Here is a 14,375-nt window from a genome sequence, read left to right on the forward strand (position 1 = left end):
CCCGCGCGCGAGGCGGCGCTGGCGCGCGCCCGCGACTATCCGCGGCATTGGGTCGCCGACGTGCTGGCCTCGGACGGTGGTGTCGTGCACCTGCGGCCGATCGTCCCCGAGGACGCCGACGGGATCGTCGCCTTCCACGCCAAGCTGTCCGAACGAACCCGCTATCTGCGGTACTTCGGTCCGTACCCGACGATCTCGAAGAAGGACCTGTTCAACTTCACGGTCGTCGACCACAAGTCGCGAGTGGCGTTCGTCGCGGTGCTCGGTGACGAGATCATCGCCGTCGGGCGGTACGAGGGACTCTCGCACGAGGGCGACGGCCTCTCCGCCGAGGTGGCCTTCACCGTCGCCGACGCCCACCAGGGACGCGGTCTCGGCCCGATCCTGCTCGAACATCTCGCCGGCGCGGCCGCAGAGAACGGACTGCACACCTTCGTCGCCGAGGTCCTCGCCGAGAACCGGCACATGATCACGGTCTTCCGGGAGGCCGGCTACCAGGTCAGCCGCAGCTTCGAAGGGGGAGTCGTCCGGCTCGAGTTCGCGATCGACCCCACCGAGGCCCTCGTCTCGGTCCGCAACGCCCGCGAACGCGCCGCCGAGGCGCGCAGCGTGCGCAACATCCTCGGTCCCGGCAGTGTCGCCGTCATCGGTGCCTCCACCGACAGCCGCAAGGTGGGCAACGCCGTGCTGGTGAACATGCTGCGCAGCGGGTTCACCGGGCCGGTCTATCCGGTCAACGCCGAACACCGGTCCGTCCGGGGTGTCCGCGCCTACCCGACCGTCCGCGACATCCCCGACGAGATCGACCTCGCGGTCGCCGCCGTACCCGCCGAATCGATCGACTCGGTGCTCGACGACTGTCTCGCGAAGGGCGTCAAGGCGCTGCTCGTCGTCTCGTCCGGTTTCGGCGAGACCGGACCGGAGGGCCGCGACGCCGAGCGGCGGCTCACCCTGGCGGCGCGGTCGCACGGTATGCGACTCATCGGCCCGAATGCTCTCGGTGTCGCCAACAACGATCCCGCCATCCGGCTCAACGCGACCCTCGCGCCCGTACTTCCGGCGTCCGGCAACGTCGGCTTCTTCTGCCAGTCCGGCGCCCTCGGCATCGCGATCCTCGACGAGGCCGCCAAGACGGGTGTCGGACTGTCGTCCTTCGTCTCGGCCGGTAACCGCGCCGACCTGTCCGGCAACGACCTGCTCCAGTACTGGGACACCGATCCTGCGACCGAAGTGGTGCTGCTGTATCTGGAGAGCTTCGGCAACCCGCGCAAGTTCTCGCGCATCGCGCGGCGGGTGGCGCGCAGCAAGCCGATCGTCGCCGTCAAGAGCGGCCGCCACGCGGTGCCCCCGGCGCTCGCCGCCCGGACGGGCGAGATGGACGACACCATCGTGCGATACCTGTTCGAGCAGGCCGGCGTCGTCCAGGTCGAGTCCATCGGCCAGCTCTTCGACTCGGCGCTGCTGTTCGGCTACCAGCCGCTGCCCGCCGGTCCCCGCGTCGCCGTGGTCGGCAACTCCACCGCCCTGGGCCTGCTCGCCGTCGACGCCGCCCGCGGACAGGGCCTGCAGGCACCGGACGCGGTGGATCTCGGCGCGCAGGCGTCGCCGGAGGAGTTCGCCGACGCCGTCGCCCGGGCGCTCGACTCACCCGACGTCGACTCGGTGATCGCGGTCTTCGTCCCGCCGGTCGCCGTCGACGTCCAGCCCTACGCCCAGGCCCTGCGCGACGCCGTCGCCGGGTCGGAGAAGCCCGTGGTCACCACCTTCCTTGCGACCGAGGGCATCCCCGACGTGCTGGCCGTGCGCGGACCGGACGGCACTCCGATGCGCGGATCCGTGCCGTCCTATCCCGGTCCGGAACGAGCCGCGCTCGCCCTGGGACGGGCGTGGCGGTACGCGAAGTGGCGCAGTCGTCCACCCTCGCAGGTCGTGCGACCGGCGGGCATCGATCCCGAGCGCGCCCGCTCGCTCGTGGACGGCTGGCTCGAGACCACTCCCGAGGGTCGCTACCTGTCGGATACCGAAGCGGCACTGTTGCTGTCCTGCTACGGAGTCGAGGTCGCCGACTTCCGCGCCGTCACCACCGAGGAGGAGGCGGTCGCGGCGGCGGAGGAGATCGGCTTCCCCGTGGCGGTCAAGGCCACCGGTGCGCAGTGGCGGCACCGGCCCGATCTGAGCGGGGTCCGGCTCGATCTCGTCGACGCCGATTCGGTGCGGATCGCCTATCGCGACCTGGCCGCGGTGTCGGGGGAGCCGTTGATGCACGTGCAGCGAATGGCCCATAAGGGCATCGGTTGCGCGATCCGTGTGCAGGACGACCCGTCGTTCGGTTCGCTCATCTCGTTCGGTCTCGCCGGTGTGATCTCCGACCTGCTCGGTGATCGGGCCTACCGTGTTCTTCCGCTCACGGAGGACGAGGCGGTCGAGCTGATCGACGCGCCGAAGGCGGCGCCGTTGCTGTCGGGCTATCGCAACGCCGCGCCGGTGAACAAGCCTGCACTCGTCGACTTCGTCCAGCGGATCTCGGCGCTCGCCGACGACCTGCCCGAGGTGCGCGAACTGGTGTGCGAACCGGTGCTGGCCTCGGTGGTGGGGGCCGAACTCACCGACGCACACGTGCGGATCGGGCCCGAACCGCACCCGCTCGACCTCGGGCCGCGTCGTCTGCGCTGACGGCAGCCCCGGCCGACCGCCCGCCGGAAAAGACCCCGAACGGCAACGATCCCCGAGAACCCAGCCCGGTTCTCGGGGATCGGATACCGCTGACGCGCCCGGTCAGCTGGCGTAGGCGCGAAGGCGCTCGGCGCGGTCTCCTTCGCGGAGCTTGGCCATCACTTCGCGTTCGATCTGGCGGACACGCTCACGGGACAGCCCGAAGAGCTTGCCGATCTGATCGAGTGTGCGGGGCTGGCCGTCGTCGAGTCCGTAGCGCAGACGGATGACCTGCTGTTCGCGCTCGTCGAGCGTCGCGAGGACGCTGCGGACGTCGCTGTGCAGGAGGCCGGCGATGACGGCGGTCTCGGCGGACGTCGCCTCGGCGTCCTCGATGAAGTCGCCCAGCGGGGCCTCCTCGTCGTTGCCGACGGGCATGTCGAGGCTCACCGGGTCGCGGCTGTGGTCGAGCAGGTCGGCGATCTTCTCGACGGGGATACCCGACTCGTTGGCGAGTTCCTCGTCGGTCGCCTCGCGGCCGAGCTGCTGGTGCAGCTCACGCTTGATGCGGGCGAGCTTGTTGACCTGTTCGACGAGGTGGACGGGGAGCCGGATCGTGCGGCTCTGGTCGGCCATGCCGCGGGTGATGGCCTGACGGATCCACCACGTCGCGTAGGTCGAGAACTTGAAGCCCTTCGCGTAGTCGAACTTCTCCATCGCACGGATCAGGCCGAGGTTGCCCTCCTGGATGAGGTCCAGCAGGGGCATACCGCGTCCGGTGTAACGCTTCGCCAGCGAGACGACGAGGCGCAGGTTCGCCTCGAGCAGGTGGCTGCGAGCGGCCTGTCCTTCGCGGACGATGATCGCGAGGTCGCGCTTCTTCGCCGCCGACAGACGCTTCTTCGTCTCGAGCAGGTGCTTGGCATACAGGCCGGCCTCGATCCGCTTGGCCAATTCCACCTCGTCGGCTGCGGTGAGCAGAGCAGTCCGTCCGATACCGTTCAGGTAGACGCGAACGAGATCGGCTGCGGGGCTCTGACCGTCCAGGTCGGAATCGAAGCGAGCGGTGGTTTCGGGGCGTGCCATGACGTGCCTCCTCATCGGTGGTGTCTCACAGGGTTCAACGACCGGCGAAGCGGTGGAGTTCCCGTCGGTCTCCGAGTACCACCGCGCTGACCTGCACTAACCCGATGAGCTCCTGAGAAGTTGCTGAGAGAACCGAATCGTGGAACCTCAGGAACGCCCCGAACGGGGTCAGACGGGCTCGATCAACCCGTGCCGCACCAAGCCGTGCACGAGGCCTACCGATTGCGTGAGGAGGTCGTCCTCGTCCTCGCCGTGCGCGGCCGCGAGCAGCGACACGAGATCCCCGAGCGGAAGACCGTCGGCGCGCATGCCGCCGAGCAGGGCGGCCGCGAGATCGTCCACCTCGTGCTGCCAGGCCGGACCGCCACCGCGGTGCACCCGCACGACCACCTGGTCCCACCCGTCCTCGCCGGGCAGGTGCACCCGCTCGAGGGCAGTGTCGGGCCGCACCGCGAAACGGGCGTAGAGCACCTCGTGCGTACGCAGCCAGTCGAGGCGACGGAAGTAGTCGACCGCCTCGTCACCCAGCGCATCGGTGAACGCGTGCCGCAGATCCTCCGCCATCACGTCGGACGGCAGGTCGGTGCGGCGCAGGTAGACGAACCCGAACCCGACACCCTCGACGCCGTGCTCCTCGAAGTGGTCGAGCCACTGCTCTGCGCGCGCCGCGACCTCCGGCTCCCGCTGATCGGCGTCGCCGTCGCGCAGCCACGTCCCGACGTACAGGGCGGGATCGGCCACATCACGCTGCACGATCCAGGCGTCGACGCCGTGTGACGGCAACCACGATGCGACCCGCGCCCGCCAGTCCTCACCCTCGACGTGCACCCAGGACGCGAGCATCGCGGCGGTGCCGCTGGGATTCAGGTGCTCGGCGGCCTGCGAGATCATGAGCCGGCTGGCGCCGTCGAGGTCGAGACCGGAGTCGCGGTAGCTGTGCTCGACGCGTCCCGCGCTCACCACGAACGGCGGGTTCGCGACGATGCGGTCGAAGGTCCGGCCGGCGACCGGCTCGAACCACGACCCTTCGAGAAGATCGATGTCGATCTCGTTCAGCGCGGCGCTCGCGGCGGCCAGGGTCAGGCAACGGGGATTGATGTCGGTCGCGGTGACCTCGTCCGCGTGGTCCGCGGCGCGGATGGCCTGCACCCCGCAACCGGTGCCGAGGTCGAGCACCGAACCCACCCGATCGGTCGGGGTGGCCTGCAGCAGCGACAGGGAGGCCTGACCGACGCCGAGGACGTGATCGGGGCGGGTCGGCACGGGCCGGATCGAGCCGTCGAGATCGGACAGCACCCAGCGGGTACCGGTCCCGGCGTCGAGGGGTCGCAGGTCGAGAGCGGCCCGCACGCCGTCGCCGTCGCGTTCGACGAGCCCCGCCTGCACGGCCTGCTCCGTCGTCACCGGAGCGAGAGCCTGCGCGACCTCGTCCTCGGGGCAGGTGTCCTGGAGGAGGAACAGCCGCACGAGCACGCCGAGATCGCCCGCACCACGCGCGATACGCCGGGCGGGGACGGGTTCACTGCGTCCGAGGGCGGCATGCGCCTCGGAGCCGAGCAGTTCCCGCACGGTGTCGAGGTCGTAGCGGCACCGGATCAGTGCGGTGCGCAGAGCCGGGCAGAGAGACAGGAGAAGGTCGCGGTCCACCACGACATTCTCGCAAGCGACCCGTCGGGGGTCCTTCTCAGCCGTCGATCACAGGGTGTCGGGACGACTCGATCGCCGGGGCGTCGTCGAAGCGGCCGTCCCAGCGGCTCGGTTCGTCCTTGCGGCGCGGCGGCCGGTCGTTGGCGATGAGGACGGCGATCCACGGCAGCGGGATCGACACCCCGATGATCGCCATCGAGATCCAGGGATTGGCCCATACGCCGTACGCGATCGCCGCCAGCAGCAGGGCGGGGATGCGGACCGACATGATGGTGAGGTACTTGCGAACCCGTGCTCGGTGCTGATCCTCGAGCGACGCCTCCGCCGCGGTGATCAGAACCGGGTTGTCGGGCGATCCGTTCTCGGGGGATCCGCCGAAACCGTGAGTTCTCGCCATGTCTTCCACCTTCCCACGCCGGGCCGTCGCACGCACATACACATCCGGCCCTTCCGTGCGGCATCATGGACACGTGAGCACGGATATCAAGGAACGGCCGGATACCACCACCGACGAAACGACCGACGACGACACCCCGAAGTTCTTCCACTACGTGAAGAAGAACAAGATCGCCGAGAGTGCGGTCATGGGTACCCATGTGGTCGCGCTGTGCGGTGAGGTCTTTCCGGTGACCCGGTCGCCGAAGCCCGGCTCGCCGGTGTGCCCCGAATGCAAGAAAGTCTACGACGGTTTGCGCAAGGGCGACTGAGACACCTGGTGGAACACCCCGTCGTCCGCCGCGGCGTCGGGTGATTCCGGCGACGGTCTTGCTGCCGGCGAAGACGGTGATACTGCCTCCACCGGCGGGAGTTCGGTCTGGGCCGGGGGAACTTCGGATCCCCCGGCCTTGTCGTCGTGCGAGGCAGGGTCGTGGGGGGCAGTGTCGTCGTGGGGTGCAGGCCGGTCGTCCGGCGCCGCATCCGACTCGGCGGGTTTCCCGTCGATCGGCCACGACTCGGGTTGGCGATCCCCGGGCCGGATCAGGTCCGACAGTCGGATGGTCGTGGAGCTCGTCAACCGGCGGGTGAGGTTCGTCACCGGCCCGCTGTCGGGCGACGGATCACGGGCCGACTGCTCCGCGAGCCAGATCCGCCACTGCTCCAGACGCGTGGCGCGCGCCGGCCAGAACTGTTGCACCGTGGCGTTGAACTCCGCTCCGAGGACCACGGCGAAACCCAGGAAGAACGTGAACAGCAGGAACGCGATCGGGGCGGCGAGCGCGCCGTAGGTGTAGCCCGTGGCCGCGACCCACGTCAGGTACCACCGCAGGATCACGCTCGACGCGAGGAAGAACACCCCGGCCAGCACTGCGCCACCGAGCAGTCGGTGCCACGGCAGTGACTTCGGCAGCGCCACCTTGTACAGGGTCGTCAGACCGATGAGCAGGAGCAGGCCCACTGCGGGGAAGTAGAAGGTGTCGATGATCCGTGAGCCGACATCGAACCAGGCGTCGGGCAGCAACCGGCCGATCAGGGTGGGTCCGAGCGCGACGAGCGGCATCGTGAACACCGCCAGGATCAGGAAGACCACGTAGAGGAGCAGCCCGAAGATCCGCTGCCACACGGGGTGGCGATGGTCCTGCTGGTGGTGCGCTTCGACGATCGAATCCACGAACGTCGAGATCGCCGACGATCCCGCCCACAGCGACAACACGAAGCCCAACGACATCACGTCGGCGCGACCCCGACGGAGGACGTCCTCGACGGTGGGCTCGATGATCTGGTCGACCACGCTGTCGCTGAAGACCGAGCGGAGGAAGGTGACGGTCTTCGACGTGATGATCTCCACCGTGTCGGGACCGAACCAGCCACCGACGTAACCGAGACTGCCGAGCAGACCGAGCACCAGGGGCGGCAGCGAGAGGGTCTGCCAGAAGGCCGCGGTCGCCGCCTTGCTGAAGATCGAGTGGTCCCAGGCCGACGACAGGGTGTGCGTCACGACTTCCCAGCCCTTTCCGACCGCGCGGCGAACGCGGCCGGAGGGTGCCTGGGCGGGGGATCGTGGTGTGTCGTTCATCTACTTCCAGAATTCCTGAAGACACGCTCGCGTGCGCGCACAGGCAGGTGAGGGCCTCTCGAATTCTGCCACGCAGTCCTCGGAGAACCCGCCGACGCCGCGGCTTCGGCGGGTTCGCGGGCTCCGAGACGATAGGCTGCATGACGGTCGGCGCCCGGACGAGTGCGGTGGCACCGACCCGAGCGAAGCGGACAAGGAGCACGAGAAACCGGTGAGCACCGAAACCGTCGGACAAGCTACGACCTCCGCCCCTGTGGCCCAGCTGCGTGCCTGGCAGCGCCGCGCCCTCACCAAGTACCTCGCGACGAAGCCGCGCGACTTCCTCGCCGTCGCGACCCCCGGTGCCGGTAAGACGACCTTCGCCCTCCGGGTGGCGTCGGAGTTGCTGCGCGACCGGACTGTCGACCAGATCACGGTGGTCGCCCCCACCGAGCACCTCAAGCACCAGTGGGCGGGTGCCGCGGCCCGCATCGGCATCGCGCTCGACTCGAACTTCACGAACTCCACCGGGCAGACGTCGAGCGACTACCAGGGCGTCGTGGTCACCTACGCGCAGGTCGCCTCGCACCCGTTCAAGCACCGTGTGCGCACGGAGGCGCGTCGCACCCTGGTGATCCTCGACGAGATCCACCACGGTGGCGACGCGAAGAGCTGGGGTGAGGGCATTCTCGAGGCGTTCGGGGACGCGACCCGCCGTCTGGCGCTGACCGGTACGCCCTTCCGCAGTGACGACAGTGCGATCCCGTTCGTGAGCTACGAGCCGAACGAGGACGGTCTGCTGCAGTCCAAGGCCGACCACGCCTACGGCTACGCCGACGCACTCGCCGACGGCGTCGTGCGCCCCGTCGTGTTCCTCGCGTACTCGGGCGAGGCGCGCTGGCGCACGAGTGCGGGAGAGGAGTTCACCGCTCGACTGGGAGAGCCCCTCAGCGCCGAGCAGACGGCCCGGGCGTGGCGGACGGCCCTCGACCCCCAGGGCGACTGGATTCCTGCGGTGCTGGGGGCGGCGAACACCCGTCTGCAGCAGCTGCGTGCCGGCGGCATGCCGGACGCCGGTGGGCTCGTCATCGCCACCGACCAGACCACCGCGCGTGCGTACGCGAAGATCCTCGAGACGATCACCGGCGAGATGCCGACCGTCGTGCTCTCGGACGATCCCACCGCGTCCGACCGCATCTCGCAGTTCAGCGAGGGCAACCAGAGGTGGATGGTCGCCGTCCGAATGGTGTCCGAAGGCGTCGACGTCCCGCGACTCGCGGTGGGTGTGTACGCGACCAGCGCCTCGACCCCGTTGTTCTTCGCGCAGGCGATCGGCCGCTTCGTGCGGTCGCGGCGCAAGGGGGAGACCGCCAGCGTCTTCCTGCCGTCCGTGCCGGTGCTGCTCGAACTCGCCAGCCAGCTCGAGGCGCAGCGCGACCACATCCTCGGCAAGCCGCACCGGGTCAAGGAGGGCTTCGACGACGAGCTGCTCGCCGACGCGAACCGGCGCAAGGACGAGCCCGGCGAGGACGAGAAGGCCTACCACTCGCTCGGGGCGGACGCGGAACTCGATCAGGTCATCTACGACGGATCCTCGTTCGGCACCGCGACATTCGCCGGCTCCGACGAGGAGGCCGACTATCTGGGGCTCCCTGGTCTGCTCGACGCGGAACAGATGCGGGCGCTGCTGCGTCAGCGTCAGGAACAGCAGCTGAACAAGCCCAAGGCCGCACCGGCACCCACGCCGCCGCCCCAGGTGACCGAGCGGGTCGAGACCGCCGACACCCTCGCCCAGCTCCGTCGCGAACTCAACTCGCTCGTCGCGGTCGTCCACCACCGGACCAGGAAGCCGCACGGGGTGATCCACGGCGAACTGCGTCGCCAGTGCGGTGGTCCGCCGACGGCGATGGCGACCGCCGAGCAACTGCGCGACCGGATCGCGATCCTGCGCAGCTGGTGAGGACGAGAACGGGCGACCACCTCGAGGTGGTCGCCCGTTCGGTCGGGTCGCGGAACCGTGGTTCCGGACGGCGGATCACACGGTGGCGTCGGACTCGCTCACGATCGTCGCTCCGAGTTCACGGAGGCGGTCGGTGTGCTCGTTCGCGTGGTGCCCGCAGAACAACAGTTCTCCGCCGGTCGGAAGGACGGCGCGGACACGAGCGGCGGCATTGCACCGATCGCAGCGATCTGCAGCGGTCAACTTCGGGCTGGTCAACGTACCGGGCATGACTCCTCCAAACTGGCCACCGCTCATATCGGGTGCCGGGGTCTGGTCCGCCGCACCGGCCGGCGCGGTGGATCTACTCTGACAGACGATTCGTATTCACGTGTTGTTCCCCTGGATGCCCAATGGTGGCGTGTTTCACGCATCGAACAGCGAAAACGCTTCGACATGGCCGTTTTCCGCACGGTGTGTTCGCTCACAGCGCAGAGCTCGAGGGGGCCGGGAACGCCCCGGACGGGCTGTCCGACGCACAATGACGCCATGACCGAGACCCTGCTGCACATCATCTCCCGCGACGATTGGGACCGCTTCCGACCCCTCGGGGCGGTCGTGCCGGACTCCCTCGGGACCCAGGGTTTCGTCCACCTGTCGACCCCGCACCAGGTGCACCTGCCCGCCGACCGGTTGTACGTCGGCCGCACGGACCTCCTCCTGCTGCGCGTCGACCCGACGCGCCTCGTCGACCCGCTCCGTTTCGAACCCGGCGTACCGGAGGACCCGGAGTCGATGCGCTTTCCTCACCTCTACGGGCCCCTGCCCGTCGACGCCGTCGTGGAGGTGACGCCCTACCTGCCGGGACCGGACGGTCGGTTCCCGCCCCTGGACCGGGAGCGAGCGGACGCCGTCGGTCCGGAGGACTAGTCTTTCGACCATGATCGTCGACGTGACGCCGCTTCCCGGGATCGGTGTACGCAAGGACTTCGAACTGGCCTCCGGGCGCCGCATCGGGGTGATCACCCATCGGGACGGTCACAGCGACCTCATCATCTCGAAGGCGGGCGACCCCGACGCGTGTGCGGCTTCCCTGCCTCTCACCGTCGAGGAGGCGGCGACGCTCAGCAATCTGCTCGGTGCCCCACAGCTCGTCGCACAGTTGCGTGAAGACCACCGCGAACTGCCCGGAATCCTCACCCGACAGCTCCATGTCAACGAGGATTCCCGGTTCGACGGAGCGGTACTGGGCGACACCGCGTTGCGCACCCGCACCGGTGTGTCCGTCGTGGCCGTGATGCGTGCCGGTCAGGTCATGCCGTCTCCGACACCCGACTTCGTTCTCACGGGTGGGGACATCCTGGTGGCGGTCGGCACGGCCGACGGTCTCGACGCGGTCGCCAGGATCCTGCGCAACGGCTGATCCCGCAGAATGGACACGACGACACTCGCACTCATCGAACTGGGTGCGGTGTTCTTCGGACTCGGCGTCCTCGGACGGCTCGCGGCGCGGATCGGCATGTCGCCGCTCCCGTTCTATCTGATCGGCGGCCTGTGCTTCGGCAACGGTGGCTTCATCCAGCTCGGCGACATCGGGGCGTTCAGTCACATCGCCAGCGAGATCGGCGTGGTCCTGCTGCTGTTGCTGCTCGGTCTCGAGTACACCGCGAACGAGTTGATCAGCGGCCTGCGACGCTCCCGGATGGCAGGTCTGCTCGACCTCGCCCTGAACGCGGTGCCGGGAGCCGCCGTCGCGCTGATCCTGGGTCTCGGACCCATCGGCGCCTTCGTGCTCGCGGGTGTCACCTACATCTCGTCGTCCGGGATCGTGGCGAAGGTCCTCGCCGATCTGGGGCGCCTCGGCAACCGCGAGACCCCGGTCGTCCTGTCGATCCTCGTCTTCGAGGATCTCGCGATGGCCGTCTACCTCCCGATCCTCACTGCGATCCTGGCGGGCGTGAGTCTGCTCGGCGGCCTCGAAGCCGTCGCGATCTCACTCGGTCTCGTCACCGTGGTGTTGGTGCTGGTGGTGCGATACGGGCGCTACGTCTCGGTCGTGCTCGACAGCCCCGATCGGGAAACGCTGTTGCTCAAGCTGCTCGGCGCGGCATTGTTGGTGGCGGGAATGGCGTCGGCCCTACAGGTGTCCGCGGCCGTGGGTGCCTTCCTGCTGGGCATCGCCATCTCCGGTTCGACGGCACACAACGCGGTCCGGGTCCTCGAACCGCTCCGCGACCTGTTCGCCGCCATCTTCTTCGTCTTCTTCGGACTCAACACCGATCCGACGGCGATACCGCCGGTGCTCGGCTGGGCGATCCTGCTGGCCGTGCTGACCGCGCTGACGAAGCTCGTCACCGGATGGATCGCGGCGGCCCGTCACGGTATCGCTGTGATGGGCCGGGCGCGCGCCGGCGCGGCACTCATCGCCCGGGGAGAGTTCTCCATCGTGATCGCCGGACTGGCCGTGGCCTCCGGTCACGTCGACAGTCGCCTCGCGGCGATCGCCTCGGCATACGTGATGATCACCGCGGTGCTCGGTCCCGTGGCCGCGCGGATCGTCGAACCGGTGATGCGGTTCGCATCCACACGACTCCCCGGAGGCGACGAGCGACAGCGCCTTCCCGGAGACGAACCGGAGCTTCTCTAGCGGCCCCTTCTCTCGCGGCCTTCTTCTGCGGACCCCGGGGTCCGGAACGAAGAACGAGGGCCACCCGATCGGATGGCCCTCGTTCTTCGGGACGGATGTCAGTCGAGGTAGTCGCGCAGCACCTGCGACCGCGACGGGTGGCGCAGCTTCGACATGGTCTTCGACTCGATCTGGCGGATGCGCTCGCGCGTCACGCCGTAGACCTGACCGATCTCGTCGAGGGTGCGCGGCTGGCCGTCGGTGAGGCCGAAGCGCAGACGCACGACGCCCGCTTCGCGCTCGGACAGGGTCTCGAGCACCGACTGCAGCTGATCCTGCAGCAGGGTGAAGGAGACGGCGTCGACGGCCACGACGGCCTCGGAGTCCTCGATGAAGTCGCCGAGCTGGCTGTCGCCCTCGTCGCCGATCGTCTGGTCGAGGGAGATGGGCTCACGCGCGTACTGCTGGATCTCCAGCACCTTCTCCGGCGTGATGTCCATTTCCTTGGCGAGCTCCTCGGGCGTGGGCTCGCGGCCCAGATCCTGGAGCAGCTCGCGCTGGATACGACCGAGCTTGTTGATGACCTCGACCATGTGCACCGGGATACGGATGGTGCGGGCCTGGTCGGCCATGGCACGGGTGATGGCCTGACGGATCCACCAGGTCGCGTAGGTGGAGAACTTGTAACCCTTGGTGTAGTCGAACTTCTCGACCGCGCGGATCAGACCGAGGTTGCCTTCCTGGATCAGGTCCAGGAACGCCATGCCGCGGCCGGTGTAGCGCTTGGCGAGCGAGACGACGAGACGGAGGTTCGCCTCGAGCAGGTGGTTCTTGGCCCGGTTGCCGTCGCGGCAGATCCAGTTCAGATCGCGGCGCTGGGCGACGGGGAGCTTCTCGCCCTTCTCCGCCAGCTGCTGCAGCATGTGGGTCGCGTACAGACCGGCCTCGATGCGCTTGGCGAGCTCCACCTCCTCCTCGGCGTTGAGGAGGGCGACCTTGCCGATCTGCTTGAGGTAGGCGCGCACGGAGTCGGCCGAGGCGGTGAGCTCGGCGTCCTTGCGTGCCTGACGCAGCGCCTCGGACTCCTCCTCGTCCCAGACGAAGTCGCCCGAGGCCTTGTCCTTCTCGCTGGGCTCGTCGTCCTCGACCACCACATCCTCGGCGCCGGCGAGATCACCCTCCGAGACCTCGAGGTCTGCGAGGTCCGCTTCCTCGGTGGCGTCGAAGTCCTCGTCGCCCGAACCTGCAGCCTTCGTGGCCTTCTTTGCTGCCTTCTTCGCGGTGGTCTTCTTGGCGGCTGCCTTCTTCGCAGGAGCCTTCTTGGCGGCTGCCTTCTTCGCGGGGGCCTTCTTCGCAGCGGTCTTCTTCGCCGGCGGCTTGGCACCGGGAGTGGTACCCTCCGCGGAGTCCGCAGCGCCTGCGACGCTCGAAGCGTCCGCAACGGGTGCCGATTCGTTGGCGGAATCAGCGGTGTGGATGTCGGTGGCTGCCACGTACGCCCTTTCGTGACGAGGTAGTGCGGCGTCGCGCCAGAGTGATTCCGGCGGAGAGGTCTGTCGGGATGAGGGCCGGTTCCGGCCTGCTGGGGACCATTGTAACGATCCCTCGGGCGGCCGATGCGCCGGACTCAGGGAGTGACACCTGTTTTCGCAGCGTAAGCAGCCCCTACGATTCCCGCCGCGTTGCGCAGTTCGGCGGGGACCACCGGGGTGCGGTTGGTCAGGAGCGGGATCCACTTCTCGTGCTTGCGGCTGATGCCGCCGCCCGCGATGAACAGGTCGGGCCAGAGCAGATCCTCGAAGCGGGTGAGGACGCGGGAGACCTCCTTGGCCCACTGCTTGTACGACAGGTCGTTGCGCTCCTTGACCGACGAGGCGGCGCGGTGCTCGGCCTCCTTGCCGTCGACCTCCATGTGCCCGAACTCGGTGTTGGGCAGCAGTACACCGTTGTGCAGCACGGCCGAACCGATCCCGGTGCCGAAGGTCAGGAGGATCACCACGCCGTCGGTGTCCTTGGCGGCACCGAAGCGGTCCTCGGCGATTCCCGCGGCGTCCGCGTCGTTGAGCACCGAGACGTCCCGGCCGCCGAGCACCCGCGAGAAGAGGGATCCGGCGTCGGTGCCGATCCACGACTTGTCGATGTTGGCGGCGGTGCGGGCGACGCCTCCGGTGACCACGCTCGGCAGGGTCACGCCGACGGGACCCGTCCAGCCGGCCTGTTCGACGATCTGCGCCACCGTCTTCGCCACGGCCTCGGGAGTGGACGGTTGCGGAGTGAGGATCTTGATGCGGTCGCCGACCAGGCGGCCCGTGTCGAGATCCACCACGGCACCCTTGACGCCACTTCCCCCGATGTCGACTCCGAATCCGTGGTTGACGGGAGTCGCTCGGTCCGTGGGGACGTCCTGTGCCATTGCGTACTTCCTCTCGCTG

General features: G+C 68.7%; 13 protein-coding genes. 6 read left to right on the forward strand and 7 right to left on the reverse strand.

Features of this window, described 5'->3' with window-relative positions; genetic code table 11:
* Positions 1-18 precede the first annotated feature (18 nt).
* Entirely contained in the window at positions 19-2,673 is a 2,655-nt protein-coding gene (locus ACNJ7K_RS22000) for a bifunctional acetate--CoA ligase family protein/GNAT family N-acetyltransferase (RefSeq protein ID WP_120284204.1), read from the forward strand.
* A gap of 102 nt (positions 2,674-2,775) precedes the next feature.
* Here the strand turns inward: ACNJ7K_RS22000 and ACNJ7K_RS22005 are convergent, their stop codons facing one another.
* The 3 genes from ACNJ7K_RS22005 to ACNJ7K_RS22015 form a co-directional block, all read right to left on the reverse strand.
* Positions 2,776-3,738: a sigma-70 family RNA polymerase sigma factor gene (locus tag ACNJ7K_RS22005; RefSeq protein ID WP_016692730.1), complete on the reverse strand. Its 963-nt coding sequence runs from the start codon at positions 3,736-3,738 to the stop codon at positions 2,776-2,778.
* Between the two features lie 168 nt (positions 3,739-3,906).
* A complete protein-coding gene (locus ACNJ7K_RS22010) occupies positions 3,907-5,385 on the reverse strand; it encodes a DUF7782 domain-containing protein (RefSeq protein ID WP_230787306.1) in 1,479 nt (492 codons plus the stop codon).
* A 37-nt stretch (positions 5,386-5,422) separates the two neighbouring features.
* Positions 5,423-5,782: a DUF3099 domain-containing protein gene (locus ACNJ7K_RS22015; protein WP_230787303.1), complete on the reverse strand. Its 360-nt coding sequence runs from the start codon at positions 5,780-5,782 to the stop codon at positions 5,423-5,425.
* A 73-nt stretch (positions 5,783-5,855) separates the two neighbouring features.
* Between ACNJ7K_RS22015 and ACNJ7K_RS22020 the strand changes: the two genes are divergently transcribed.
* Positions 5,856-6,092 carry a DUF3039 domain-containing protein gene (locus ACNJ7K_RS22020; RefSeq protein ID WP_006551335.1) on the forward strand — a complete coding sequence of 79 codons (237 nt, stop codon included), beginning with the start codon at positions 5,856-5,858 and terminating at the stop codon, positions 6,090-6,092.
* On the opposite strand, the gene ACNJ7K_RS22025 is transcribed toward ACNJ7K_RS22020, so the two are convergent.
* Entirely contained in the window at positions 6,065-7,399 is a 1,335-nt protein-coding gene (locus ACNJ7K_RS22025) for a YihY/virulence factor BrkB family protein (RefSeq protein ID WP_230787300.1), read from the reverse strand. The two genes, ACNJ7K_RS22020 and ACNJ7K_RS22025, sit on opposite strands and share 28 nt — an antisense overlap.
* A 211-nt stretch (positions 7,400-7,610) precedes the next feature.
* On the opposite strand from ACNJ7K_RS22025, the gene ACNJ7K_RS22030 reads away from it, so the two are divergent.
* Entirely contained in the window at positions 7,611-9,338 is a 1,728-nt protein-coding gene (locus ACNJ7K_RS22030; RefSeq protein ID WP_225623776.1) for a DEAD/DEAH box helicase, read from the forward strand.
* Between the two features lie 75 nt (positions 9,339-9,413).
* On the opposite strand, the gene ACNJ7K_RS22035 is transcribed toward ACNJ7K_RS22030, so the two are convergent.
* Positions 9,414-9,608 (reverse strand): DUF7455 domain-containing protein, encoded by a 195-nt coding sequence (locus ACNJ7K_RS22035; RefSeq protein WP_006551338.1) that lies wholly within the window; start codon positions 9,606-9,608, stop codon positions 9,414-9,416.
* 258 nt (positions 9,609-9,866) lie between these two features.
* Between ACNJ7K_RS22035 and ACNJ7K_RS22040 the strand changes: the two genes are divergently transcribed.
* The 3 genes from ACNJ7K_RS22040 to ACNJ7K_RS22050 are packed head-to-tail and all read left to right on the forward strand — an operon-like array spanning position 9,867 to position 11,964.
* Positions 9,867-10,247 carry a DUF952 domain-containing protein gene (locus tag ACNJ7K_RS22040; protein ID WP_159418518.1) on the forward strand — a complete coding sequence of 127 codons (381 nt, stop codon included), beginning with the start codon at positions 9,867-9,869 and terminating at the stop codon, positions 10,245-10,247.
* 10 nt (positions 10,248-10,257) lie between these two features.
* Positions 10,258-10,740: a cation:proton antiporter regulatory subunit gene (locus ACNJ7K_RS22045; RefSeq protein ID WP_159418517.1), complete on the forward strand. Its 483-nt coding sequence runs from the start codon at positions 10,258-10,260 to the stop codon at positions 10,738-10,740.
* 9 nt (positions 10,741-10,749) lie between these two features.
* Positions 10,750-11,964 carry a cation:proton antiporter gene (locus ACNJ7K_RS22050; RefSeq protein ID WP_268655603.1) on the forward strand — a complete coding sequence of 405 codons (1,215 nt, stop codon included), beginning with the start codon at positions 10,750-10,752 and terminating at the stop codon, positions 11,962-11,964.
* Between the two features lie 98 nt (positions 11,965-12,062).
* On the opposite strand, the gene ACNJ7K_RS22055 is transcribed toward ACNJ7K_RS22050, so the two are convergent.
* Positions 12,063-13,436, reverse strand: coding sequence for an RNA polymerase sigma factor (locus ACNJ7K_RS22055; RefSeq protein WP_487042188.1), 1,374 nt, complete (start codon positions 13,434-13,436; stop codon positions 12,063-12,065).
* A 134-nt stretch (positions 13,437-13,570) separates the two neighbouring features.
* The gene (gene ppgK / locus ACNJ7K_RS22060) at positions 13,571-14,356 is read right to left on the reverse strand and encodes a polyphosphate--glucose phosphotransferase (protein ID WP_060650906.1); all 786 of its coding nucleotides are present in this window, start codon (positions 14,354-14,356) and stop codon (positions 13,571-13,573) included.
* Between the last annotated feature and the right edge of the window lie 19 nt (positions 14,357-14,375).

Origin of the sequence: Rhodococcus shunpengi, from assembly GCF_048381395.1 — a bacterium.
In the GTDB taxonomy this organism is placed as follows: Bacteria; Actinomycetota; Actinomycetes; order Mycobacteriales; family Mycobacteriaceae; genus Rhodococcus.

Excerpts from the sequence above, each read along its gene's own strand:
- ACNJ7K_RS22025 (WP_230787300.1), bottom strand. The coding sequence starts at position 7,399 with ATGAACGACACACCACGATCCCCCGCCCAGGCACCCTCCGGCCGCGTT.
- ACNJ7K_RS22015 (WP_230787303.1), bottom strand. The coding sequence starts at position 5,782 with ATGGCGAGAACTCACGGTTTCGGCGGATCCCCCGAGAACGGATCGCCC.
- ACNJ7K_RS22050 (WP_268655603.1), top strand. The coding sequence starts at position 10,750 with ATGGACACGACGACACTCGCACTCATCGAACTGGGTGCGGTGTTCTTC.
- ACNJ7K_RS22005 (WP_016692730.1), bottom strand. The coding sequence starts at position 3,738 with ATGGCACGCCCCGAAACCACCGCTCGCTTCGATTCCGACCTGGACGGT.
- ACNJ7K_RS22035 (WP_006551338.1), bottom strand. The coding sequence starts at position 9,608 with ATGCCCGGTACGTTGACCAGCCCGAAGTTGACCGCTGCAGATCGCTGC.
- ACNJ7K_RS22045 (WP_159418517.1), top strand. The coding sequence starts at position 10,258 with ATGATCGTCGACGTGACGCCGCTTCCCGGGATCGGTGTACGCAAGGAC.
- ppgK (WP_060650906.1), bottom strand. The coding sequence starts at position 14,356 with ATGGCACAGGACGTCCCCACGGACCGAGCGACTCCCGTCAACCACGGA.
- ACNJ7K_RS22040 (WP_159418518.1), top strand. The coding sequence starts at position 9,867 with ATGACCGAGACCCTGCTGCACATCATCTCCCGCGACGATTGGGACCGC.